At 65.3% G+C, this 20,866-nt stretch carries 20 protein-coding genes; 7 read left to right on the top strand and 13 right to left on the bottom strand.

Translation table 11 applies throughout. The features are described from left to right. The first annotated feature begins 125 nt into the window (after positions 1-125). Positions 126-1,406, top strand: coding sequence for a tRNA lysidine(34) synthetase TilS (gene tilS, locus DOM33_RS06670; RefSeq protein ID WP_110666957.1), 1,281 nt, complete (start codon positions 126-128; stop codon positions 1,404-1,406). A 77-nt stretch (positions 1,407-1,483) separates the two neighbouring features. On the opposite strand, the gene ppx is transcribed toward tilS, so the two are convergent. Further along, positions 1,484-2,992 (bottom strand): exopolyphosphatase, encoded by a 1,509-nt coding sequence (ppx, locus tag DOM33_RS06665; protein WP_110666956.1) that lies wholly within the window; start codon positions 2,990-2,992, stop codon positions 1,484-1,486. 174 nt (positions 2,993-3,166) lie between these two features. Here ppx and DOM33_RS06660 point away from each other — a divergent pair, with 174 nt between their 5' ends. The 5 genes from DOM33_RS06660 (at position 3,167) to DOM33_RS06640 (ending at position 8,515) form a co-directional block, all read left to right on the top strand. Further along, positions 3,167-3,487, top strand: coding sequence for a thioredoxin family protein (locus tag DOM33_RS06660; protein ID WP_110666954.1), 321 nt, complete (start codon positions 3,167-3,169; stop codon positions 3,485-3,487). A gap of 417 nt (positions 3,488-3,904) precedes the next feature. Further along, positions 3,905-5,164 carry a transcription termination factor Rho gene (gene rho / locus DOM33_RS06655; protein ID WP_110666952.1) on the top strand — a complete coding sequence of 420 codons (1,260 nt, stop codon included), beginning with the start codon at positions 3,905-3,907 and terminating at the stop codon, positions 5,162-5,164. A 230-nt stretch (positions 5,165-5,394) separates the two neighbouring features. Then, a complete protein-coding gene (ubiD, locus tag DOM33_RS06650) occupies positions 5,395-6,921 on the top strand; it encodes a 4-hydroxy-3-polyprenylbenzoate decarboxylase (protein WP_110666950.1) in 1,527 nt (508 codons plus the stop codon). Between the two features lie 56 nt (positions 6,922-6,977). Then, on the top strand, positions 6,978-7,820 hold the full coding sequence (locus DOM33_RS06645) for an FAD-binding oxidoreductase (RefSeq protein WP_110666948.1): 843 nt from the start codon (positions 6,978-6,980) through the stop codon (positions 7,818-7,820). Beyond that, a complete protein-coding gene (locus tag DOM33_RS06640; RefSeq protein ID WP_110666946.1) occupies positions 7,817-8,515 on the top strand; it encodes an SDR family NAD(P)-dependent oxidoreductase in 699 nt (232 codons plus the stop codon). The genes DOM33_RS06645 and DOM33_RS06640 overlap by 4 nt, the downstream gene beginning before the upstream one ends. 48 nt (positions 8,516-8,563) lie before the next feature. On the opposite strand, the gene DOM33_RS06635 is transcribed toward DOM33_RS06640, so the two are convergent. Both DOM33_RS06635 and DOM33_RS06630 read right to left on the bottom strand, forming a co-directional pair. Further along, positions 8,564-9,295, bottom strand: a complete 732-nt coding sequence (locus tag DOM33_RS06635; RefSeq protein ID WP_110666944.1) for an anti-sigma factor — start codon at positions 9,293-9,295, stop codon at positions 8,564-8,566. Then, a complete protein-coding gene (locus tag DOM33_RS06630; protein ID WP_110666942.1) occupies positions 9,274-9,828 on the bottom strand; it encodes a sigma-70 family RNA polymerase sigma factor in 555 nt (184 codons plus the stop codon). Before DOM33_RS06630 ends, DOM33_RS06635 begins: the two co-directional genes overlap by 22 nt. Before the next feature lie 413 nt (positions 9,829-10,241). On the opposite strand from DOM33_RS06630, the gene DOM33_RS06625 reads away from it, so the two are divergent. After that, positions 10,242-11,339 carry a 3-deoxy-7-phosphoheptulonate synthase gene (locus DOM33_RS06625; protein WP_110666940.1) on the top strand — a complete coding sequence of 366 codons (1,098 nt, stop codon included), beginning with the start codon at positions 10,242-10,244 and terminating at the stop codon, positions 11,337-11,339. A gap of 117 nt (positions 11,340-11,456) precedes the next feature. On the opposite strand, the gene DOM33_RS06620 is transcribed toward DOM33_RS06625, so the two are convergent. The 10 genes from DOM33_RS06620 to gspF form a co-directional block, all read right to left on the bottom strand. Then, a complete protein-coding gene (locus DOM33_RS06620; RefSeq protein WP_162617921.1) occupies positions 11,457-13,526 on the bottom strand; it encodes a phosphatase PAP2 family protein in 2,070 nt (689 codons plus the stop codon). Positions 13,527-13,924: 398 nt separating this feature from the next. Further along, positions 13,925-14,650: a hypothetical protein gene (locus DOM33_RS06615; protein WP_110666936.1), complete on the bottom strand. Its 726-nt coding sequence runs from the start codon at positions 14,648-14,650 to the stop codon at positions 13,925-13,927. Then, a complete protein-coding gene (locus DOM33_RS06610; RefSeq protein ID WP_110666934.1) occupies positions 14,647-15,117 on the bottom strand; it encodes a hypothetical protein in 471 nt (156 codons plus the stop codon). Before DOM33_RS06610 ends, DOM33_RS06615 begins: the two co-directional genes overlap by 4 nt. Beyond that, complete coding sequence (locus tag DOM33_RS06605; protein WP_110666932.1) at positions 15,114-16,427, bottom strand: hypothetical protein; 1,314 nt, start codon at positions 16,425-16,427, stop codon at positions 15,114-15,116. The genes DOM33_RS06610 and DOM33_RS06605 overlap by 4 nt, the downstream gene beginning before the upstream one ends. Beyond that, positions 16,424-17,464: a type II secretion system minor pseudopilin GspK gene (gene gspK / locus DOM33_RS06600; RefSeq protein WP_239495279.1), complete on the bottom strand. Its 1,041-nt coding sequence runs from the start codon at positions 17,462-17,464 to the stop codon at positions 16,424-16,426. Before gspK ends, DOM33_RS06605 begins: the two co-directional genes overlap by 4 nt. Beyond that, positions 17,461-18,156, bottom strand: a complete 696-nt coding sequence (locus DOM33_RS16350) for a prepilin-type N-terminal cleavage/methylation domain-containing protein (protein WP_110666930.1) — start codon at positions 18,154-18,156, stop codon at positions 17,461-17,463. The genes gspK and DOM33_RS16350 overlap by 4 nt, the downstream gene beginning before the upstream one ends. Next, on the bottom strand, positions 18,153-18,539 hold the full coding sequence (locus tag DOM33_RS06590) for a type II secretion system protein (RefSeq protein WP_110666928.1): 387 nt from the start codon (positions 18,537-18,539) through the stop codon (positions 18,153-18,155). The genes DOM33_RS16350 and DOM33_RS06590 overlap by 4 nt, the downstream gene beginning before the upstream one ends. Then, positions 18,536-19,051 carry a prepilin-type N-terminal cleavage/methylation domain-containing protein gene (locus DOM33_RS06585; protein ID WP_110666926.1) on the bottom strand — a complete coding sequence of 172 codons (516 nt, stop codon included), beginning with the start codon at positions 19,049-19,051 and terminating at the stop codon, positions 18,536-18,538. Before DOM33_RS06585 ends, DOM33_RS06590 begins: the two co-directional genes overlap by 4 nt. Continuing rightward, entirely contained in the window at positions 19,048-19,521 is a 474-nt protein-coding gene (gene gspG, locus DOM33_RS06580; protein ID WP_110666924.1) for a type II secretion system major pseudopilin GspG, read from the bottom strand. Before gspG ends, DOM33_RS06585 begins: the two co-directional genes overlap by 4 nt. A 95-nt stretch (positions 19,522-19,616) precedes the next feature. After that, positions 19,617-20,837, bottom strand: a complete 1,221-nt coding sequence (gspF, locus tag DOM33_RS06575) for a type II secretion system inner membrane protein GspF (protein ID WP_110666922.1) — start codon at positions 20,835-20,837, stop codon at positions 19,617-19,619. Positions 20,838-20,866 lie beyond the last annotated feature (29 nt).

The raw sequence follows: 20,866 nt of genomic DNA, 5'->3' as shown, positions 1-20,866 counted from the left end.
GCCGAGATGAGACGAAAGCGATCGTCGCTCGAGGCGTCTCCTCCAGGCGCCTGAGCGATCCGCCCTCGCGCCCGGGGTCACGCTAAGCAAGTAGTGAAGTATCGCAGGCTCAGGAGGTCGATTCGTTGTCGGACGCTCTCTTACGCTCTCTGCTCGACGACGCCCTGGCGCAGACCGCGCCGGGGCGTTGTGTTTGGGTGGGGCTCTCCGGTGGCGTCGACTCCACGCTGATGCTGCATCTCGCCGCACCGCTCGCCGCGGCGCGGGGTGTCACTCTGCGGGCGGTCCACGTCAATCACGGTCTGCAAACGGCCGCCGCCACCTTCGAAGCGCACTGTCGTCGCTGCTGCGAGGCGCTAGACGTTTCGCTCACCGTGGTGCCGATGACGGTCGTGCCGAACGGCCACGGCATCGAGGCGGCGGCGCGGGACGCGCGCTATCGGGCCTTCACCGACACGCTCGGGCAGAACGATCGCCTCTGGCTCGCCCAGCATGCCGACGATCAGGCGGAGACGTTTCTGCTGGCGGCCCTTCGCGGCAGCGGCGTGCGCGGTCTCGGCGGCATGCCGATGAAGCGCCAAGCGGGAGGCGTCGTCATCGAGCGGCCCTGGCTCGCCGTGCGACGCGAGACACTGCTCGCCGAGGCCGAGCGGCGCGGTGTCACTTGGTGTGACGACCCCAGCAACGACGATCTCGATTTCGATCGCAACTACCTGCGGGCACGGGTCACGCCGGCGCTGCGCGATCGCTGGCCGGGAGCCGTAGAGGCGCTCTCTCGCGCGACCAAACAGGCGCAGGAGGCGGACGCGCTGCTCGAGGAGCTGGCGGCGATCGACCTGGCGGCGGCGGGTGGCGACCCGGCCCGGCTGCCGCTCGAGGTCCTGCGCCGACTGAGCGAGGCGCGCCGACGCCTGCTGATTCGCCATGCGGCGAGACGGCTGGCGCTGGCGACGCCGCCGGCGGCGAGACTCGACGAACTGATCCGCCAGTGCGTCGATGCCGAAGTCGATCGCGCCCCCCGTATCGTCTGGCCGGGTGCCGAAGCGAGGCGCTGGCGGGAAGTGCTCTATCTGATGCGGTCCGTCGAATCGCCGCCGGCGGGGTGGTCGATGGTGTGGGACGGCACCTCGCCGCTGGTCACGCCCTGGCGCTGCTACCCTTGGCGGCTCGAGCCGATCTCCGGTTGCGCCTCGCCGCCGCTGACGGTGACGCTGCGCCAAGGGGGCGAAGTGCTGGTGCAGGCCGGTCGGGGGCGTCGCGATGTCAAACGGCTGCTGCAGGAGGCGGACGTTCCCCCCTGGGAGCGACGGAAGACGCCGCTGGTCTGGCATGGTGAATCGCTAGTGGCGGTGATGGGCGTGGCGGCAGCGATCGATTGGCGATTCCAGCCAGCCGATGATCCGTGACGTCGAGCCGCCGATGATCCGTGACGTCGAGCCGCCGATGATCTCCGAGTTCGAGGTGCCGCTTCGAAAAGCGCCAATCAGACGTCGAAGGTCAGCTTGAGTCCCACGGCTCGCTGATACGCCGCTTCCTGTTCGAGGTCGTTGAACAGCAGTGGATGGCGTCTGGCGGCGGGGATTTCGACGTGGAGTGCGTCGCCGTCGGCGTGGAACACGGCGTCGTCGAGCGCTCGCTCCGAGCGTGAATGGTGCAGGCAGACAGCGACACGCAGCAGGCGGATCAGCCGCCAGTCTTCGCAGTGCTTGGAATTAGCGGGCGTTTCGCTCTCTTTCTGCGGGAACTTGCGCCGGTGAGCGCGCACCAGGAAGGCGAGCGACTGCTGCTCGGGTCGCGAGAAACCGGTGAGATCCGAGTGCTCGATCAGATAGGCGCCGTGGCGATGGAACTGGCTGTGGGAGATCGCCAGGCCGATCTCGTGAAGCTGCGCGGCCCAGTAGAGGAAGAGTCGCTGTTCATCGCTCATCTGCCAGGCCGTCTGCAGCTGGTCGAATGCCGCCAACGCGCATCGGGCGACGTTGTCGGCGTGTCCGACATCGACGCTGTAGCGATGCATCATCGACTCGACGCTGTGCCGACGGGAGTCCTCCGGCGTATCGCGACCGACCAGATCGAACAGCACTCCCTCGCGCAGCGCACCGTCGGAGTAGCGCATTCGCTCCAGATCGAAGGCCTCGAAAACAGCGCACAGAATCGCCACGCCTGCCGGAAAGACGCGGGCGCGATCCTCCTTGAGTCCCTCCATCGCGACTTTGTCGAGCTGGCCGAACCCGATCAGTCGCTTGCGCAGCTTGAGCAGGGCGTTCCGCTCGATCACCGAAGCGTCGCCGTCACCGCTAGCGGCGATGACGGCAGCGGCGGCCTTGATCGTGCCGCTGGAGCCGATGGGGTCCTGCCAGCCGAGACGACGATACTGGCGCTGGATGTTGGCGATCTCCGACAGCGCCGCCATCTCGGCACGGCGAAACCGCTTCTCGGTGATGTTGCTATCGGCGAAGAACGTGCCGGTATAGGCCACGCAGCCCATGTGCAGGCTCTCCAGCGCCTGGGGCTCGAAATCCTCGCCGATGATCAGTTCGGTCGAGCCGCCCCCGATATCGACGATCAGCCGACGCCCGTGCACCTCGGCGAGCGCGTGGGCCGTGCCCAAGTAGATCAGTCGTGCCTCCTCGCGGCCGCCGATGATTTCGATGGCGTGACCGATCGACGCCTGTGCGCGACGGATCAGTTCGTCGGCATTGCGGGCGGCACGGAGTGCATTGGTGCCGACGATTCGCATGTCGTCGGCGTCCACGTCTTCGAGAAAAGGGGCGAAACGCTCGAGACAGGCGAGCGCTCGCGCCATGGCGTCGGGCGTGAAGTTCTCATCGGCATCGAGGCCCGCGGCGAGCTGGACCTTCTCGCCCATCTTGGCGACGACCTGAAGCCGTCCATCCTGGTAGTTGGCGACGAGCAGATGGAAGCTATTGGAGCCGAGATCGATGGCAGCCAGGCGGCGGGTCGCCTCCTTGGCGGTCGACTTCCCGTGCATGGCGTGACGTCCTCGAAAGCGTGTCTTGATACACAGTGAAGGGGGTTGCGTGTCGGCGCCGGTGGGCGTCGCCAATCGCGCATTCGCGCAAGGTTGCTGTGCCCCCGGTGGCTTGTCAATTGCGTAGCGTCTGGGCACTCTGCGGCCATTGAGTCATTACGGGATTATCGAGACATGGCAAAACGTGTCGTACTCGACGGTGACGCCTTCGAACGTCGTCGCCGCGAGAATCCGACGCCCTGGGTCGGCGTTTTCGTTGCCCCCTGGTGTCAGCCCTGCGAGCGGCTGCTCGCACGGCTTTCCAGTACCGTGAGTGGCGATGTCGATATCGCCGTGGTCGACGTCGACCGCGAACCGCAGCTTGCCGAGCGCTACGGCGTGCGCGGTATGCCGACACTTTGTCTGTTCGTCGACGGCGAGATGAAAGCGATGCGTGTCGGCATGCTTTCCGAGCCTCAGCTGGCGGCGTTTTATGCCGAGATGGAGAAGAGTTGACCCCCGCCGATGGCGTCGGGTTTATTGCTTGCGTTCGCCCGACGGCTTGTCTACCATCGGGTCGTTCGCCTGTTTCGAATAGCTTCCTGACCGCCTCGCGGTCCCCCAAGTCGTCAGTCTGCCCTAGTTTTATTTTGATCATCAGATCTTGCGCTGTTGCATGAATCGCTTCATGGACCGTTTCATGAACAGCCGTTTCACGAACGTCTCAGTCGTGAAATAACAGGCGAATCGAACCGCTCTCCCACTATCCAGGCCTTTCGGCGCGCAACAGTGCGTATTCCGAATGCTTCAAGGAAAGCCAAGTTTCTGGGAAGACTGAACGCACCGCGCGGCGTTTGAATCTATCGCCTCTTGTCCTTCTTTCTCCTCGGCAATCTCCATTGCCTGCGACACGAGCCATTTCTGATCGAACTCATGAATCTAACCGAACTCAAGCAAAAATCCGTCCCTGAGCTGCTCGAAACCGCCCGGGAAATGGGCATCGACAATCTGGCCCGCTCTCGCAAGCAGGACATCATCTTCGCCATCCTCAAAAAGCACGCCAAGAGCGGCGAGGATATCTATGGCGACGGGGTGCTGGAAATTCTGCAGGACGGTTTCGGGTTTCTCCGCAGCGCTGACTCTTCTTATCTGGCCGGACCGGACGACATTTACGTCTCGCCGTCGCAGATTCGTCGTTTCAATCTGCGCAAGGGCGACTCCATCTCCGGCAAGATTCGTCCGCCGAAAGAGGGCGAACGTTATTTCGCGCTGCTCAAAGTCAATGAAATCAACTTCGACAAGCCCGAGAACGCCAAGCACAAGATCCTGTTCGAGAACCTGACGCCGCTGTTCCCCCAGGAGCGGTTGCACATGGAGATCGGCAACGGCTCGACCGAGGACATCACCGCTCGCGTGATCGACCTCACCGCGCCGATCGGCAAGGGCCAGCGTGGTCTGGTCGTGTCACCGCCCAAGGCGGGCAAGACGCTGATGTTGCAGAACATCGCGACGTCGATCACGCGCAACAATCCCGAATGCCACATGATCGTGCTGCTGATCGACGAGCGTCCGGAAGAGGTCACCGAGATGTCGCGCACGGTGCGCGGTGAAGTGGTGGCCTCGACCTTCGACGAGCCGCCGGCACGTCACGTTCAGGTCGCCGAGATGGTCATCGAAAAGGCCAAGCGTCTGGTCGAGCACAAAAAGGACGTCGTCATCCTGCTCGACTCGATCACGCGCCTGGCCCGAGCCTACAACACCGTGGTGCCGTCCTCCGGCAAGGTACTCACCGGCGGTGTCGATGCCCACGCACTCGAAAAGCCCAAGCGCTTCTTCGGGGCGGCACGTAACATCGAAGAGGGCGGCAGCCTTACGATCATCGCTACCGCACTGGTCGATACCGGCTCCAAGATGGACGAGGTGATCTTCGAGGAGTTCAAGGGTACCGGCAACATGGAAGCCCACCTCGATCGCAAGCTCGCCGAGCGCCGCGTCTATCCGGCATTCAACATCCGCCGTTCCGGCACCCGTCGCGAAGATCTCATCGCCTCCGAGGACGAAATGCAGCGCATGTGGATCCTGCGCAAGCTGCTCAATCCGATGGACGACGTGGCGGCGACCGAGTTCCTCATCGACCGGCTCAAGGATACCAAGACCAACTTGGAATTCTTCGAAGCCATGAAGCGTAGATAACATCGGCCTGCGCTCGGCAGTACCGCGTCGAACGCCGGATCGCCATGCTCATGTACTACCGTACACTCTGCTGGCTCACCGGCGTTCGCCTCGTGCTGCCATCCCTCGCCTCGATGTTCTGCATGAGTGAGCTTGGCATGTCATCGCAGCGGTGGCGCAAGCCAACAGTGAAAGGGCGGCATGCTATGCTGCCCTTTTTGCGTTCTTGAATACCCGGTGCGGGAAACGGTATGAAATATCACGACTTGCGGGATTTCATCACAGCGCTCGAGCAGCGTGGCGAGCTAAAGCGCGTCACCGCCGAGGTGGATCCCTATCTCGAGATCACCGAGATCTGCGACCGCACCCTGCGCGCCGGCGGGCCGGCCCTGCTGTTCGAGAACGTCAAGGGCAGCGATATGCCGGTGCTCGGCAATCTCTTCGGCACGCCTGAGCGTGTGGCGTTCGGCATGGGCCAGGAGAACACCGCCGCGCTGCGTGAAGTGGGCAAGCTGCTCGCCTTTCTCAAGGAGCCGGATCCGCCCAAGGGGCTCCGCGATGCCTGGGAGAAGCTGCCGATCTTCAAGCAGGTCATGAGCATGGGGCCGAAGACCTTGCGCCGCGCCCCTTGCCAAGAGGTCGTATGGAAGGGAGACGAGGTCGACCTCGATCGCCTGCCGATCCAGCACTGCTGGCCGGGCGATGCCGCGCCGCTAGTGACCTGGTCGCTGGTCGTGACCAAGGGGCCGCACAAGTCGCGCCAGAATCTGGGGATCTATCGCCAGCAGAAGCTCGGCAAGAACCGGTTGATCATGCGCTGGCTCTCGCACCGTGGAGGGGCGCTGGATTTCCGTGAATGGCAGCAGGAACATCCCGGCGAGCCGTTTCCCGTGGCCGTCGCGCTGGGGGCAGACCCGGCGACCATTCTGGGCGCCGTCACGCCGGTGCCGGACACGCTTTCCGAGTATGCCTTCGCCGGGCTGCTGCGCGGCTCGCGCACCGAACTGGTCAAGTGCGGTCATGCCGATCTGGAAGTGCCGGCTTCCAGCGAGATCGTGCTGGAGGGTTACATCTACCCCGACGACATGGCACCGGAAGGGCCTTTCGGCGATCACACCGGTTACTACAACGAAGTGGAGACGTTTCCCGTCTTCACCGTCGAGCGGCTGACGCATCGCCGTGACCCGATCTATCACTCGACCTATACCGGCCGTCCGCCGGACGAGCCGGCGGTGTTGGGGCTCGCGCTCAACGAAGTGTTCGTGCCGATCCTGCGCAAGCAGTTTCCCGAGATCGTCGACTTCTATCTGCCGCCGGAAGGGTGCTCCTACCGTATGGCGGTGGTGACCATGAAAAAGCAGTACCCCGGCCACGCCAAGCGCGTGATGATGGGGGTCTGGAGTTTCCTACGCCAGTTCATGTACACCAAGTTCGTGATCGTGCTCGACGACGACGTCGACGCGCGCAACTGGGAGGATGTGATCTGGGCGATCACGACGCGTATGGACCCGGCTCGCGACACGGTGATCGTGGAAAATACGCCTATCGACTATCTCGACTTCGCCTCGCCGACGGCCGGGCTCGGGTCCAAGATGGGGCTCGATGCCACCAACAAGTGGCCCGGCGAGACCAGCCGCGAATGGGGCGAGCCGATCGCCATGGATCCGACGATCAAGCGTCGCGTCGACGAGCGCTGGGCCGAATACGGTATCGATATCGCGCCGCCCGCACCGCGTACCGGCACGCCGCTCGCCGACGACGAATCGGGCCTGACGTGACGGCTGTCACCGTCTCGACGCCAGAGAAGGCGGGTATTCAAAGCAAAGAGGTGAACATGACGGTCAGAACGTTGACCTGCCAGGTGGAATCGGTCGAGGACCTGACGCCGGACGTCTTTCGAGTGATGCTCGAGGGTCGCGCCCAAGCGATTGCCCATGCCCCGGGCCAGTATCTCGAACTGGGAATCGACGACGAGACCTGGGTGCCGTTCTCGATCGCCTGCGCCGATGGTGGCGACGGTCGGCTGGAACTGCACATTCAGCACTGGCCGGAGCGCACGCACTCGGCGCGTCTGCGTGAGATGCTCACCCATCCCGCCAGGTTGTCGGTGCGTCTACCGAACGGCAACTGCTACTTGCCGCCGGGGGGGAGCGCGCCGCTGATGCTGATCGGCGCGGGAACGGGATTCGCCCAGATGAAAGCGATCGTCGAGGCCGCACTCGCGGAGAATCCGAAGCGCGATATCGCCATCTGGTGGGCAGTCAAGGAACGCCGGGATCTCTACGCCGAGGATCTCGCTCGCGGCTGGGCGTTGGATCACGCAGGCGTCGTCTTTCATGCCATCGTCGAGTCCCCCGACGCCGAGCTCGAACCCCGCGACGGTATTCATTGGCACCGAGGGCGGATCGACGCCGTACTCGCCGATGAGGTCGAATCGCTCGACGAGCGGGAAATCTATTTCGCCGGCTCTCCGGGCATGGTCTACGCCTGTGTCGATACCCTGGCCCCCAAGGGGCTGGTCGAGGCGCGGTCGCATTCGGATGTCTTCGACTATGCACCGCGAGTGCCGTTCCTCCCCCTGCCCGATGCAGAGCCCGCAAGAGAAGCGCTCTCGCCCGGGGAGGCGCTGGAACTGGACAGCAACGACACGCAAGCGAGTGTCCGAGACGACTCATGAGCCAGTCGCCGATTCTCATCACGGGTGGCGCCCGACGTCTCGGGCTTCACTGCGCCCAACGCCTGCTCGATGACGGCCACCCGGTAATCGTCACCTACCGCACCGAACGCGACGATCTCGTCGCGCTACGCCAGCGTGGAGCCACCACACTTGCCGCCGATTTCTCGTCGCCGGCCGGTATCGAGGATTTCATCCATCGGCTCAAGCAGACCACGCAGAGTCTGCGAGCGATCGTGCACAACGCCAGCGAATTCCATGCCGACCCGGAGCCGAGTGCCGCCAGCGATACGCTGGAGCGCCTCTTTCGGGTGCACATGCAGGCCCCTTACACGATCAATCTTCACGCGCGAGCGCTGCTGGAAGCGTGCCCGGAGCCGCAGCGGGACATCGTGCATATCACCGATAGCCTGGTGCCCCGTGGGGCAGCAGGGCAGGCGGCTTATCTCGCTACCAAGGCGGGGTTGGAGAGTCTGACGCGCTCGTTGGCCATGAGCTTGGGGCCGACCATTCAGGTCAATGCGATCGCGCCGGGTACCCTCATGCAGCAGGACGACGGCGCGCCGGGGCGGCGAGTGCCGGGCCCCGGGGTTCTGTATCAGACGCTTCGCTACCTGCTCGACAATGACTACGTCACCGGTGCCGTAATGACGCTCGACCGAGACGCATCGGCCAATGACGACGCCACGGGTCGCTGAGCCTTCGAGAGTTCATCGACCGCTTTGACCGCCGCGCGTCATCGGTCATCAGAGCAGTACCGTCTTGCCCTGCTTCGGTGTGAGCTTGCCTCGATCCATGACCGCGCCGGTCGGCTTGCCGTCCGGTGAGCCGGCGCTCGGTTCCATGGTGATCATCAAGTCCGCGCCATCGATCTTGGCCATCAGCCGCTCGGGAAGCTGCATCACGACTTCCCCTTTCAGCGGCAGCATGCCCAACGACACCGGTTCGCCGTCATCCATCATCCACAGTTCGCACCCCTTGCCATCCGGCATACCGCCGGGGGCGAGAGCGAGCATCTCCACGCGGCCGTCGCTCGAGGCATTGACGACCCAGCCCATCTGCTGATTTGGCGACGTGGCGGCGAAGACATAGTTACCGACGGTGGAGGGGGCATCGTCCGGCGAGAAAACGAGCACGGCGAGCGCCAGTGCCGCGGCGCTGGCAAGTGCCGTCGCGCTGCGCCATACCCCCGCGCGCTGCCACCAGTAGGAGCGACGTACGGAAAGATTCTGCGACGGTGACGCCAGTCGCGCGCGTACTCGTGTCCAGACGTGGTCAGGCGGGGTAACGGGCTCCAGCTCATCGTTGAATAGCTGGAGTCGCTCGCGCCAGGCATCGACCTGGAATTGAAGCTCGGGACTCACCGCCAGTACCGCTTCGAACGCGGCACGATCGGCAGTGGAAAGGGTGCCAAGAACGTACTCGCCGGCGGCCAGATCGCGCGCTTCGGGGTCGCTCAAGCCAGACGTGTCATGCATGCTTTCAATCTCTCCAGGCCGCGTCTCACCCAGCTCTTGACGGTACCTAGTGGTGTCACTAGACGGGCTGCTAAATCGTGGTGGGTCAGGCCTTCGAAGAAAGCCAGCTCGAGCGTTTGTCGCTGCTGAGGTGTCAGCTCGCTCAGACACTGCTGAAGCACCTCGGCCTGCTGACCGACATGGCTTTCGTGTTCGATGTCGCCCTCGCCGGGCAGCGCTTCGATGATCGATTCGCTGTCCGCCTCTTGCGGACGTTGCCGGCGAATCCAGTCGATCGCCATGTTGCGCGTCATGGTGGAAAGCCAGGTCATCGGTCGCGCGCGTGCGACATCGTATTGACCGGCGGCCTGCCAGACACGTAGATAGACCTGCTGCAGGCAGTCCTGCGCGGCCGCTTCCTGGCGAACGATACGTAGAAGCTGGGCATAGAGATGCGGGCTCGTTGCACGATAGAGCGACTCGAAGGCGTGTTCATCGCCGCGAGCGATCGCCTCGAGCTGCTCGACCAGTGCCTCGGATGGCGGATAGGCCATGAATGTCCTTGGTTTTTCTAGTGTCCCGGGTTCCTCTAGGGTGTAACACAACTGCGGCCCCTTGTCTTTGTTCACACCTGGCTGGCGCGGGCCAGAGGGCGTCCGCTCGCCAGCGATGCAAGGCTTGCGAAACCCCGCCAACCCGTTAGGATGGAGTCATTACGACGCGAGTACGCCCCATGACCCGACGCCACCCGACACGTTCACCGATCACTGCCGCCATGCTGGACGGCGGTGATGTCGTGACGTTCGGCTATGGCTATTGGTTTAGGTCTGGCGTGCCCGCTGGCCGGTCGACATGACCTGAACCGCGAGGCACGCCCCCAAGGGCTGCCACCGCGTCGAGAGGACCCCCGGATGGCAGCCCACCGGGGGTCCTCGCGTTTCGGGCCCAACCTGAAACGAGACGAGCAATGAACGCGCCGACTATCGCTGCAAGATCCCCCTCCGACGCCCCTACGCTGTCATCCGCCGGAGATCGCGCTGCGCCTAGCCGTACGACGCGAACCCGCCCGCTACCGACCGCCAATACGCTCAAGACGCAGCTGCCCGTCAGCGATGCGCTCGCCGAGCGAATCGCCCAGCATCGCGGCGCCATCCAGAACGTGCTCGACGGCCACGACGATCGCATGCTGGTGGTGATCGGACCGTGCTCGATTCACGATCCCGAGGCGGCACTGGAGTACGCCCGGCGCCTCGCCGCGCTCGCCGAGCGGGTGAGCGATCGGCTACTGCTGGTGATGCGGGTCTACGTCGAGAAACCGCGAACCACGGTGGGCTGGAAGGGGCTCGCCTACGACCCGGGGTTGGACGGCAGCGACGACATCGCCGCCGGGCTCGAGACCGCTCGACGGCTGATGCGTGACATCGCCGAGCTGGGCCTGCCCGTCGCGACCGAACTGCTGCAGCCGATGGCGGCGGCCTACTTCGAGGGCCTGCTGAGTTGGGTGGCGATCGGTGCGCGCACCACCGAATCCCAGATCCATCGCGAGATGGCCAGCGGCCTTGAGGCCAGCGTCGGCTTCAAGAACGGCACCCAGGGTAATGTCGACGTGGCGATCGCGGCGATGCAGTCCGCGGCACACCCGCACCGCTTCGTCGGTGTGGACGAGGCGGGCGGCCCGGCAGTCATCGAGACTGCCGGCAACGCCTCGACCCACCTCGTGCTGCGGGGCGGCGTCGACGGGCCCAATCACGACGCGTCGAGCGTCGCCACCGCCCGGCGCGCGCTGCAGTCCGCGGGCTTGCCTTCGCGCATGATGGTGGACTGTAGCCATGCCAACTCGCAGAAAGATCATCGCCGCCAGACCCAGGTGCTCCATGACGTGGTGGACCAGCGTCTGGCGGAAGGCTCGGGTCTGATCGGCGTGATGCTCGAAAGCCATCTGTTCGAGGGCAAGCAGCCGCTGAATCCCGCCGCGCTTCGCTACGGTGTCTCGGTGACCGATGCGTGTCTCGGCTGGGAGACCACCGAGCAGCAGCTACTGCTGGCAGCCGCAAAGCTGCGCTGAGCTAATCGATCGAGCCCTTGCCTTGCGCGCGTGACGGCGGGTATCGACGAAAACGCCCACGACGGCGAACCGTCGTGGGCGCTGTTGGCTCAGGCGAGCCTGGGATGCGTCACGGTATCACTGCACGATGGCGGTGACGCTGCCGTTGTCGTATCGCAGTTCGACCGCCACGCCCTCGGCATCGACCTCGGCGAACTCGCCGTGCAGCGAGCCCGCCTTGATCACTGCGACCTCCGTGCCGGTTTCGGGCTTTTCGCCGTCGAACTCGAGCTGCAGTTTCCCACCCGACAGATAGACCAAGCCGTCGACGACGATCTGGTTGCCATCGGCAACGGCCAGTGTGCCGTCGTCCATCGTGAAGTCGCCGGCGATCTGCAGCGCATCGGCGTCGGCCGTATCCACGCGAAGCGTGCCGTTCTCGACGTAAAGGTCGCCGCTACCGAATGCTGACGTCGACGTCGCCTCGAGCGTTCCTTCCTGCAGCAGCGTGCCGCCGCCGTAGCGGTTGTCGCCGGTGAGTACCAGATGCCCCGAGCCCGACTTGGTCAGCATCCCGTCGCCGGTGATGTCATTACGCCACCAGTCCTTGGCGTTGAAGCCATCCTCGCTCGCGTCCATCGTCACGCTGACGTCGCCGTCGAACGCGCCGTAGCCGTCGGCTGCCGTCACGAGGTCGAGCCGTCCCCAACCGTTGGTATCGTCCAGAATCGGGTAGCCGGAGTCGATCGCGGTGGTGTAGAGCACCGCGCGGCGCTGGTCGTCGCTGAGGTAAGGCTGGCGGGATTTCAGCAGGGCTTGGGCACCGGCGGGTACGACCGGGTCTTGACCCGCCTGGCTCGCATCCTGACTCAGCCCGTAGGTCAGGCGTTCGCGGTAGATTCGCTTGTTGGCGTCATGATCGTCGTAGTCGTCGTTGTCGTAGACCTCGACATTGACCTTGTCCCCGTCGATCAGGCCGGCTTCGTTCTCGACGTCCCGGTGGGCGAAGTCGTAGAGGCTCATGTCCTCGGCTTCGGCCATGTCGCCGAAATACTGCTGGGCGCGGTCGTAGGCCGCTTGCGCTTCGCTGGCGATGTCCGGCTGGTTGAGGGCATAGCTTGCGACGTTGAGCGCGTGGACACGACCGCCGATCACGTCGACCGGGGAGTGCATGCCCGCGACGATGCGATCGTCGCCCAGCAGCGAGCCGCGGGTCAGCATTTCCGAATAGCGCTGCGGCAGGGCGTAGGCCATTGCCATGGAGGCGAGATAGCCGGCGTTGGTGTGGCCGCTCGGGTAACCGCCATCCTTGCGCCGGTTTTCGGTGTCGTTCGAGTAGAGCCCGGCGGCCTCTTTGTCCGGGTTATGCGCGCGACGCGAGCACATCAGACCCGGCACCACCGATACGCTGCTTTCATAGACGTCGTAGGTCGTGGAAGCGTCGACGCCGTCTTGCTGGATACACTCGTAGTCCTTCTCGGTGCCCTGGAAGGCGACTTCGCCTTCATCGTTCATGCGCCACGGGCGCGGCGTCGAGAAGATGTATTTCGAGGCGCTGGTCGAGGCGGGCGCTCGCTGTCGAAACGCATCGACCAGCGTCACCACTTCGCCCAGCTCGGAAGTCATGTCGCCGGCGAAGGAGATGTTGTCGTTGTGCACGCTCTGGTAGTGCGGATCGTTCAGTACCTGATCGACGGTAGGCACAGGGATGGTGACATTGGCACCCGAGCCTTCGACGTACGCTTCGGTCAGCGGCCCGTAGCCATCGATGATGCTGTAGTTCTTGCTGCGCTGATCGTCGAGAAAGGCCAGGATCGCCTGCTCGTCGGAGCGGTTCTGCGTCACGTCGATCACGTACTGGATGTTCTCTTTCCAGATTTTGGCATCGACGATCGGGTCGGTCAGGTAACGGTCAGGGCCGTCACCGTTGGCGCCGCTCTGCCAGAGATCCGAAGTCCCCTTCCAGATATCGTTGATCCCGCGCAGGACGTAGGCGATGGCGTTCTGGTTGAGATCGTAGCGCAGGTCGCCATCGGCGTTGTTGGCGGCATAGTCCAGTGTCGGAAGCGGAAAGGCGACCGCGGGCTCTGCGACGTCCAACGACGATCCCACGCCGGTGGGCTTGGCGGGTTTGCTGACGCTGACCGAGTCGCCGTCGTCATCGTCGTCGCTCGAGCTGTCACTGCAGCCAGCGATTGCCAGCGCCATGGCCGTGGCGATGGCAAGGAAAAGTGGGCGTTTCTTGAATGATGTCGTATCGCACATATTGTCACTATGAGTCGAGAGAGTCGGCGTCGGTTCGGTATGAATTCATGCCAAGGACCAACGAAAGGGGCAAGCACCGGCACCATAAAGGGACAATGTGTTGTCTTGATGACAGTTCGACGTCGAAAGGATTTTGAGCAATGGCGGGGAACGTTTCATTGCATTTCAGTGGGGTAGGGTGATGCTGGGCACGAGGAGAGCCAAATTATTCGCTGAAATGACATTCGGGCGATGTGATGACGATAGCGATATACCGACAGGAATATCGCCAACTAAATGAATGATATCGTCCGATTTTCGAATTTTAATGAAGTTGGGTTTGATGGGACATTTCCCGGCGTCTACCGATCGAATGATCGGTGGATATCGGGAAATTCTGCCTGGCGATCGACTAGTCGCCACCAGTCGGCGAGCGGGTGATTCGCATCGAGATGACCGCGCAGCTCTCCTCGAACGTCGCTCGGCCTCAATTCGAGCGTGGCTGTCATGTCCAGCTTCGGTTTGTCCTCGATCTTGAGATCGAGCCGGGGCGCTGCGCCCCCATCGCAGCCGAAGTTCAAGCGTCCTCGCCCGAGCGCCACCGGGGCAGGGGTAACCAGCCGGATGTCCCTGGAGACGAGGGAGCCCTGCGCCGCTTTGCAGCTCATCCCCTCGAAATCGGCCACTAACTCACCCTGCCACGTCCCCGCCAGCGAGGCGGGCCACTGCCGGAGCGCGAAGGCGTCGAGACTGCCGCCGGTCAAACGCCAGTGACTGTCGATACCTCGCCACTTCCCGGTCAGCTGCCATGACTGCCGGTCGCCGAGCGTCATCCGTATCGATGCCGGCCACGTCCACGCCCAGTGCAACGGACCGAGCCCGATGGGCCAGCCCTGAGATGGGACGGTACGAAGCTCGGTGATACTGCCCGAGAGCAGCGTGCCGTGGGCGGGCGCGATCGATACCTCCGAAGGGAGACGATTCGATAACGCGGCCAATAGGGTGCCGACGGGCCAATTCAGCAGCAGCGTCACCAGAAAGAGGGTGGCGACGACAACGATACTCAGCGCTCGGCGAACCCGGGTCACGGCGTCACCTCCCCGTCGCCTTCGAGCGTTGCGCTGAAACGTGTCTCGAACACGACGCTGTCATCGGTCTCTCGGGCCAATCGCCATTCGGTTGCCCACCAGCCGCGCTCGGCGGCCCAGGTCGTCAGCGCACGCCAGTCGTCGCGGGTGGCGACCTGGCCCTGCAGTCGCCAGCCTTGCCCGCTCCGGCGGATCTCGTCCAGCGCGATGCCGCTCGCGTCGCCCGCCTGTTGCCAGCGCGCCTCGCTCATGGGTGCGATGGCGGGTAGCTGCGATACCAGGCGCGCGGTTGCCGGTGGCGTCTCGCCAGGCGGGGAGACGGTCGATCGATCGTGATCGTCGGCGAAGGACTGGATGAACCAGTAGGCCAGGAGCATCACGACGATCGGCAGCAGAACGGCGAGTCGACGACGCTCGGCGGCCGAGCGGTCGTTCCATGCGCTTCTCAGAGCGTCCAGTGCCGTCATGACGTCTCCTCGGCGTTTGCACGCTCGGCGGCCGCGGTTGCGGCTTCCGCCTCGAGCGGGAGATGAACGATGAGTCGCTTCGACGTCGACCAATCGAATCGTGCCTGCGGGATCGACGGCGGGGAGATCGGCTCACGACCGAGTCGCTCCCACTCGCTGGTCAGCTCGCCGTCTTCGACGGAAAGTGCGATGAGCCGCCAGTCGTCCGGCCCGAAGCGCTCGGCAAGCTCGGTCTGCCAGGTGTCGAGACGCTGATTGCGCGCTCTCAGACGGTCGAGGGCTTCACGACGCTGGAGGAGACGTGCGCCGGCGTCGCGGGGGATCGCGCCGTCGACAAAGCGGGATGCGAGGCGAGCCCTCGCCTCCTCGATGTGAGCTCGCCGGTCGAGCTGCCACTGAGTCAGCGTGATCCCGCCCAGGATCAGGCCCAGCAGGACGGCGGCAATGCCCAGCCGCCGTGTCGAGCGGCCCGGCGAGACACCACGCAAGCCGCGCGGTCGCGATCGCTCGGCGCCGGGGAGCCTGGGGAGCGTCGCCGGGAGCCGTTCGAGCCAAAGGCCGGGTTGCCGATGAACATCCTCGACGTCATCGGCCTCGAGCGCGGCAGGCTCGACGAGTCGGCCTTCCGGCGCCAGGTGCCATTGGCGCGTCAGCCAGGCCGGCGGCAGTTGGGAAAGCGGCCAGCCGCGGGGCCACGCAAGCCACTGGCGTTGGCGCGACGACCGGCCGGCCAGCGGCTCGCCCAGCGCCTTGAGCAGCCAGTGATCCGAGGTGGCCATCACGCTGAGCCGATCGGGGTCGTCGGCCTCCGGCTGCATCATGAACGCCGTGGACCAGCTATCGATCGTTAAATCCAGCCGGTCGGCCCAGTCACGCCAGGCGAGAAGCCGAGCGGTATCGATCGCCAGGATCTCGAGTTCACCGCGCTGATGGGAGAGCGGGTGCAGCGTGAGCGCAGTGACGTCACCACACAGCGATTCTTCCAGAAGCGTCGGCCACTCTCGGCGTCGCAGCCCCGGCGGCGTCGCCAGATGGAAGTGGCTCGTCGCTGCAGGATCCAGCAGCAGTACGCCTTGCCGGCGCTGCAGACGCTGACGCAGCGTTGCGAGTTCATCGGTCATGTCCGGAGTCAGATGCCGCCAGCGGGGTTCTGGCTCGCCGCCGTCGGCCCACCACAGCGCTCGCCATTCGACACGGCTATCGGGCGTGCCACGGTCGGCCGCCGACGGACACGCCACCTGAAGTAGCAGGCGAGGGCGGCTGGCGCGGGTCGGCAGCCTGCACCGCGCGCGCTTCGAAAAACGGCTCATGAAGCGTCCTCTTGGAAAACGTTGGCGGGTTCGGTGCCGGCGTCGGGCGCGCTGGAAACGTAGCCATCGCGGCGTTGGAGAACCCGAACCCGGGCGGCGGCGGAGAGCGGCGACCAGCTACTGATGCCCTCGGCTTTCAGCAGCCGCCAGTAGTGGAAGCGCTCGCCACCCAGGGTCAGGGCGAGGTCCAGCGCGACGTAGTCGGGGGTCAACGTCAGCCGGTCGCCGTCGGTATCGAACCAGTCGGCGTTATCGCCGAGCTGCGCCCGCACCGCCTCCGCGCTGTGATAGCCGGTGGCCGGGCGGGCGTTGATCAGGCGAATCAACGTACCGCGCCCGGCCCGACCCTCGAAGAGCGCCTCGAGCAGGGGGAGCTCGGTGAGAGACAACGTGTTGAGATTGAGCCGCCAGGGCCCGGTCTCGGGTAGCGCGCAGAGCTCGGGCAATCGCTGGAAGCGCTGCGGGTTCAGCGGTTCTATCCAGTTGATCTCGCTCGTGTCCTGCATGAGCGTATCGGCGCTGACACGCGGCGGATCGCCTCGGGCGTAGTCGGCGCCGTCGAAGCCGTTCGGACGAGCCTGGGTATCGTCGTCGACCCAGTCCGCCAGGCGCGCCGCGAGCGTAGTCGGCGTCAGCCCGTCCAGCCGGCTTGCCGGCAGCCGGGAAAGAAAATCGCGCAGCTGCCGCTCGGCGAGTCCCGAGTCGTCGCCCGCCAGGGCGTTGACGTTGAAGCAGGTGCGCAGATCGCGAACGCGCAGGCGCAGGTCGCCCTCGTCGGTGGGGTAGTCCAGCGGCCGTCCCGCCAGCGTCTGCCACCACAGGCTCGCCTGACGCACGTTGCTGTCGGTCAGCGCACGGATGGCGATGGTTTCGGCGCCGGCGGCGTAGAAGTCGGCCTGGGTCTCGTTCTGCAGCAGCCGCATGCGCGTGAGCTGATCGCCTCCCTCTTCGGCGAGCTGGGTGAGCAGCAGCGCGCAGAGTGCCAGGCACATCAGCACCATCAGCAGCGCCGCGCCGTCCTGTCGGTGGTGGCTCACGACGTCGCCTCCGGCAACCGGACAGTGAGCGTCACCGGGTTTCCGTCTCGCCACCAGGTGAGGCGCGCGCCGAGTGTCAGGGGCGTCGCGGGTACTGGATTCCAGCGGCTGCCGTCGAAGAAGGCCCAGTCGATCCGGGAAACGTCGTCGAGCACGGCGACGACTTGCCAGTCCGGCGTCGTCGCCGCGTCGAGCAGGCCGGCGCTTGCCAGAACCAGTCGTCGCTGGTCGGGTAGCCAGGTCAGCCGCTGGCGGCGCAGGCGCGTGTAGTGGTCGCCCAGCGGTACCGGCGTATCGGCGAGAGCGACCCATTCCAGCGACCGGGAGTCGGGGGCGTAGTCGAGCCGCGCGTTGAGCTGCGGCTGGCCGCTTTCGTGAACCGGCCGCGTGACCACGGCTTTCAAGCGGCGATCGACCCGTCGCAGCCAACGGAGATCGTCACTGAGCGCGAGCGGCTCGTCGAAACGCTCCCGCGCGGTGGTAAGACCGTTGACCAGCGCGGCGACGCCCAGTCCGACCAGCGCGGTCAGGGCGATGGCGATGAGTACCTCCAGCAGCGTGAATCCTCGCTCGGCGCCGTGCGCGACCGCATTGGGTGAATGGGGCGCAGGTGAATGGGGCGCGGGTGAATGGGGCGCAGGTGAATAGGGCGCGGGTGAATGGGGCGCAGGTGAATAGGGCTTGGAGATCATCGCGGCGAAAAGAACAGCGTGAAGGTGATGTCGGCTCGCTCTCGAGCGTCGTCGTGAAACAGCGTGAGGTCGCCGCGGCGCATGGCGCGAATGGCGGTCGACTGAACGTCGAGTCGCCAGTAGCAGGGCGTACCTGCCTGGGTCGTTTCCCCTTCGCTCGAGCCCACTGGTGGCCAGTAGTGGGTGAGACGAAACTCCGCTGCCAGCGAGCGGGCGCAGAGCACCATGGGGAGTCGGTCCCGTTCGGCGACGGCGATACGCGTGCGCTGATTGATCCCTTGGGAGACCCCGACGGCGATGACTGCCAGCAGAAAGAGCGCCACCATGACTTCGAGCAGCGTGAAACCGCGCTCGGTGGCAAGCGTTGCTTGACCGAGATTCATGGTGCCGTCAGCTCGCGAACGCCCAGCGCGTCGACGGTCAGGGTGCGTGTCTCGCCTCGGCTCGACAGGGTCAGGGTGCCGCCGATGACTTCTCCCGGCGGCCACCAGGCCACCCACGGCGCGAGACCGTCCGCCTCATCGGGTGCGCTCGCCATCTCGAGTGCGACGGGCCGTGACCACTGGCGCGCCGCCAGCGCGGTGGCGTCGGGAGAGAGCGCGACCCAGGCGCCGCCATCGCGCGCCGGCTCCCAGGCGACGAATCGATAACCCCCTTCGACGGGGCGCCAGCCGATGACCCGCTGCTGACCCAGCGCCACCGCGGCGGCCAGCTGCCAGTCGCGGGCCAGCCGATCCGTCAGCGTCTGCAGACGATCGCGCTCACCGCCGCCGAGCCAGGCGACGCCGAGCCCCGCCGCCAGGGCGATGATCACGATGACCACCAGCAGCTCGATCAGCGTCATACCGCGCTGGCGGCGGCCGAGTGCTGCGCGGATGTCCGACCTCGACGTCATAGCATCCAGTTGCCGATATCGGCGTCGTTGCCGTCGCCACCGGGGGCGGCATCGGCGCCCAGCGAGAGGATATCGACGCTGCCGTGCTCCCCCGGGCTGCGGTACTGGTAGGCGTTGCCCCAGGGGTCTTCCGGCAGGCGTCGGATGTAACCGTCGTCCCGATAGTTCTTGGGTTCGGGGGCTTGCGTCGGCTTCTCGGTCAGGGCTGCCAGACTCTGCTGCGTCGTCGGGTAGCGGTAGTTGTCCATCCGATACATGTCGAGGGCCTGCTCCAGGGTCGAGATGTCGGCGCGCGCCTTCTGCTGCATCGCCTCGTCCTGATTGCTCAGCACGTTCGGGGCGACGATCGCCACCAGCAGGCCGATGATGAAGATGACGACCATGATCTCCAGCAGGGTGAAACCCGCCTGGCGGTGGGTATCGGTCGTCTTGCCACGTTGAGCGTGTGGGGCTGGCCGGCGGTCGTGCATGGTGATCTCCTGAGGGTCGGGAAGTGAGTGAAACGCCGCGTCTTTCGCCAAGGGTGAACCCGGCGCGTCTCACAAAGATGACGTGAGTCCGGGCATCAGATGGCCATCGCGCCGTTGAGTCGCATGATCGGCAGCAGAATGGAGAGCACGATGGCGAGCACCACGCCGCCCATGGCGAGAATGATCAGCGGTTCGAACAGGGCGAGCGCCATGTCCACCCGGCGGTTGAAGGTCGTCTCCTGGTTGTCGGCGATGCGCTCGAGCATGTTCTCCAGCCTCCCGCTGGCTTCGCCGCTGGCCACCATGTGCAGCATCGTCGGCGAGAAGCGGCCGACTTCCGCCATCGCCTTGTGCAGGCTGACGCCCGTGGTGACACGCTCGGCGATGTGATCGACGCTTTCCCGCAGTAGGCAATTGCCGAGCGTGTCCCGGCTGACCCGTAGCGCGTCCAGCAGAGGAATGCCGCTCTGCGTCAGGATGGCGAGGGTCCGCGTGAGGCGGGCGGTATCGAGCAGCGACACCAGCTCGCCGATCCGCGGCAGCCGCAGCAGGCCGGCGTCCCAGCGCCGCCGGAAGGCCGCTCGGCGCAGCGCACGGTTGATCGCGACGATCACCAGCGGCACGACGATCGCGAGCCATAACCCGCTGCTCTGGAGCCCTTCGGAGAGGGCGATCATGAACCGAGTGATCCAGGGCAGCGTCATGTCGGCGTTGGCGAACTGATCCGCCAGACGCGGCACGACATAGGTCATCAGGCCGATCACGACCCCGACTGAGACGACGATCAGCACGGTGGGGTAGACCAGTGCGGTACGCGCTTTCTGACGCTGAGCCTGAACGCGTTCCAGATAGTCGGCGAGGCGTTCGAGGACCACGGCGAGACGTCCGGCGCGTTCGCCGGCGGCGACCAGCGCACAGTAGAGCGTGGAGAACGTCGTCGGATGCGCGCGTAGACTGTCGGCGAGGCTGTACCCTTCGCGTACGCGATCGAGCACCGCGAGCAGTAGCGCGCGCGCGCGCGGCTTCTCCGCCTGGTCGGTCAGCGCCTGCAGCGCGTCGCCGATCGGGATGCCCGCCTCGATCAGCGTCGCCAGCTGACGCGTCACCAGCGTCAGCTGGGTGGCGTCCATCCGCGCTCCTCGCGTACCGGTGTGGGCGGCACGTGCCTGGTGGTCGGTCTCCACTCGCTGCAGCTTGCGAGGAAACAGGCCCTGATCGCGCAAGCGCTGACGTGCCTGGCGTTCGCTGTCAGCCTGGACGACATCGCGCCGCCGTGTGCCGTTCGCCGCCAGTGCGACGTAGCGATAGGTCGGCACGTCAGCGCGCCTTGCCGGTGCGGTCGGAC

This window comes from Salinicola halophilus (assembly GCF_003206155.1).
GTDB classification, from domain to species: Bacteria; Pseudomonadota; Gammaproteobacteria; order Pseudomonadales; family Halomonadaceae; genus Salinicola; species Salinicola halophilus.
Note: the sequence above shows the minus strand (reverse complement) of the source record. Positions and strands in the feature narration are given on the sequence as shown.

Coding starts and splice junctions, on each gene's coding strand:
- rho (WP_110666952.1), top strand. CDS start 3,905: ATGAATCTAACCGAACTCAAGCAAAAATCCGTCCCTGAGCTGCTCGAA.
- DOM33_RS16350 (WP_110666930.1), bottom strand. CDS start 18,156: ATGATCTCCAAGCCCTATTCACCTGCGCCCCATTCACCCGCGCCCTAT.
- DOM33_RS06585 (WP_110666926.1), bottom strand. CDS start 19,051: ATGACGTCGAGGTCGGACATCCGCGCAGCACTCGGCCGCCGCCAGCGC.
- DOM33_RS06620 (WP_162617921.1), bottom strand. CDS start 13,526: ATGGCGCTGGCAATCGCTGGCTGCAGTGACAGCTCGAGCGACGACGAT.
- DOM33_RS06630 (WP_110666942.1), bottom strand. CDS start 9,828: ATGGCCTATCCGCCATCCGAGGCACTGGTCGAGCAGCTCGAGGCGATC.
- ppx (WP_110666956.1), bottom strand. CDS start 2,992: ATGCACGGGAAGTCGACCGCCAAGGAGGCGACCCGCCGCCTGGCTGCC.
- DOM33_RS06625 (WP_110666940.1), top strand. CDS start 10,242: ATGAACGCGCCGACTATCGCTGCAAGATCCCCCTCCGACGCCCCTACG.
- DOM33_RS06645 (WP_110666948.1), top strand. CDS start 6,978: ATGACGGTCAGAACGTTGACCTGCCAGGTGGAATCGGTCGAGGACCTG.
- ubiD (WP_110666950.1), top strand. CDS start 5,395: ATGAAATATCACGACTTGCGGGATTTCATCACAGCGCTCGAGCAGCGT.
- DOM33_RS06635 (WP_110666944.1), bottom strand. CDS start 9,295: ATGCATGACACGTCTGGCTTGAGCGACCCCGAAGCGCGCGATCTGGCC.
- DOM33_RS06640 (WP_110666946.1), top strand. CDS start 7,817: ATGAGCCAGTCGCCGATTCTCATCACGGGTGGCGCCCGACGTCTCGGG.
- DOM33_RS06605 (WP_110666932.1), bottom strand. CDS start 16,427: ATGAGCCGTTTTTCGAAGCGCGCGCGGTGCAGGCTGCCGACCCGCGCC.
- DOM33_RS06590 (WP_110666928.1), bottom strand. CDS start 18,539: ATGAATCTCGGTCAAGCAACGCTTGCCACCGAGCGCGGTTTCACGCTG.
- DOM33_RS06610 (WP_110666934.1), bottom strand. CDS start 15,117: ATGACGGCACTGGACGCTCTGAGAAGCGCATGGAACGACCGCTCGGCC.
- DOM33_RS06660 (WP_110666954.1), top strand. CDS start 3,167: ATGGCAAAACGTGTCGTACTCGACGGTGACGCCTTCGAACGTCGTCGC.
- gspG (WP_110666924.1), bottom strand. CDS start 19,521: ATGCACGACCGCCGGCCAGCCCCACACGCTCAACGTGGCAAGACGACC.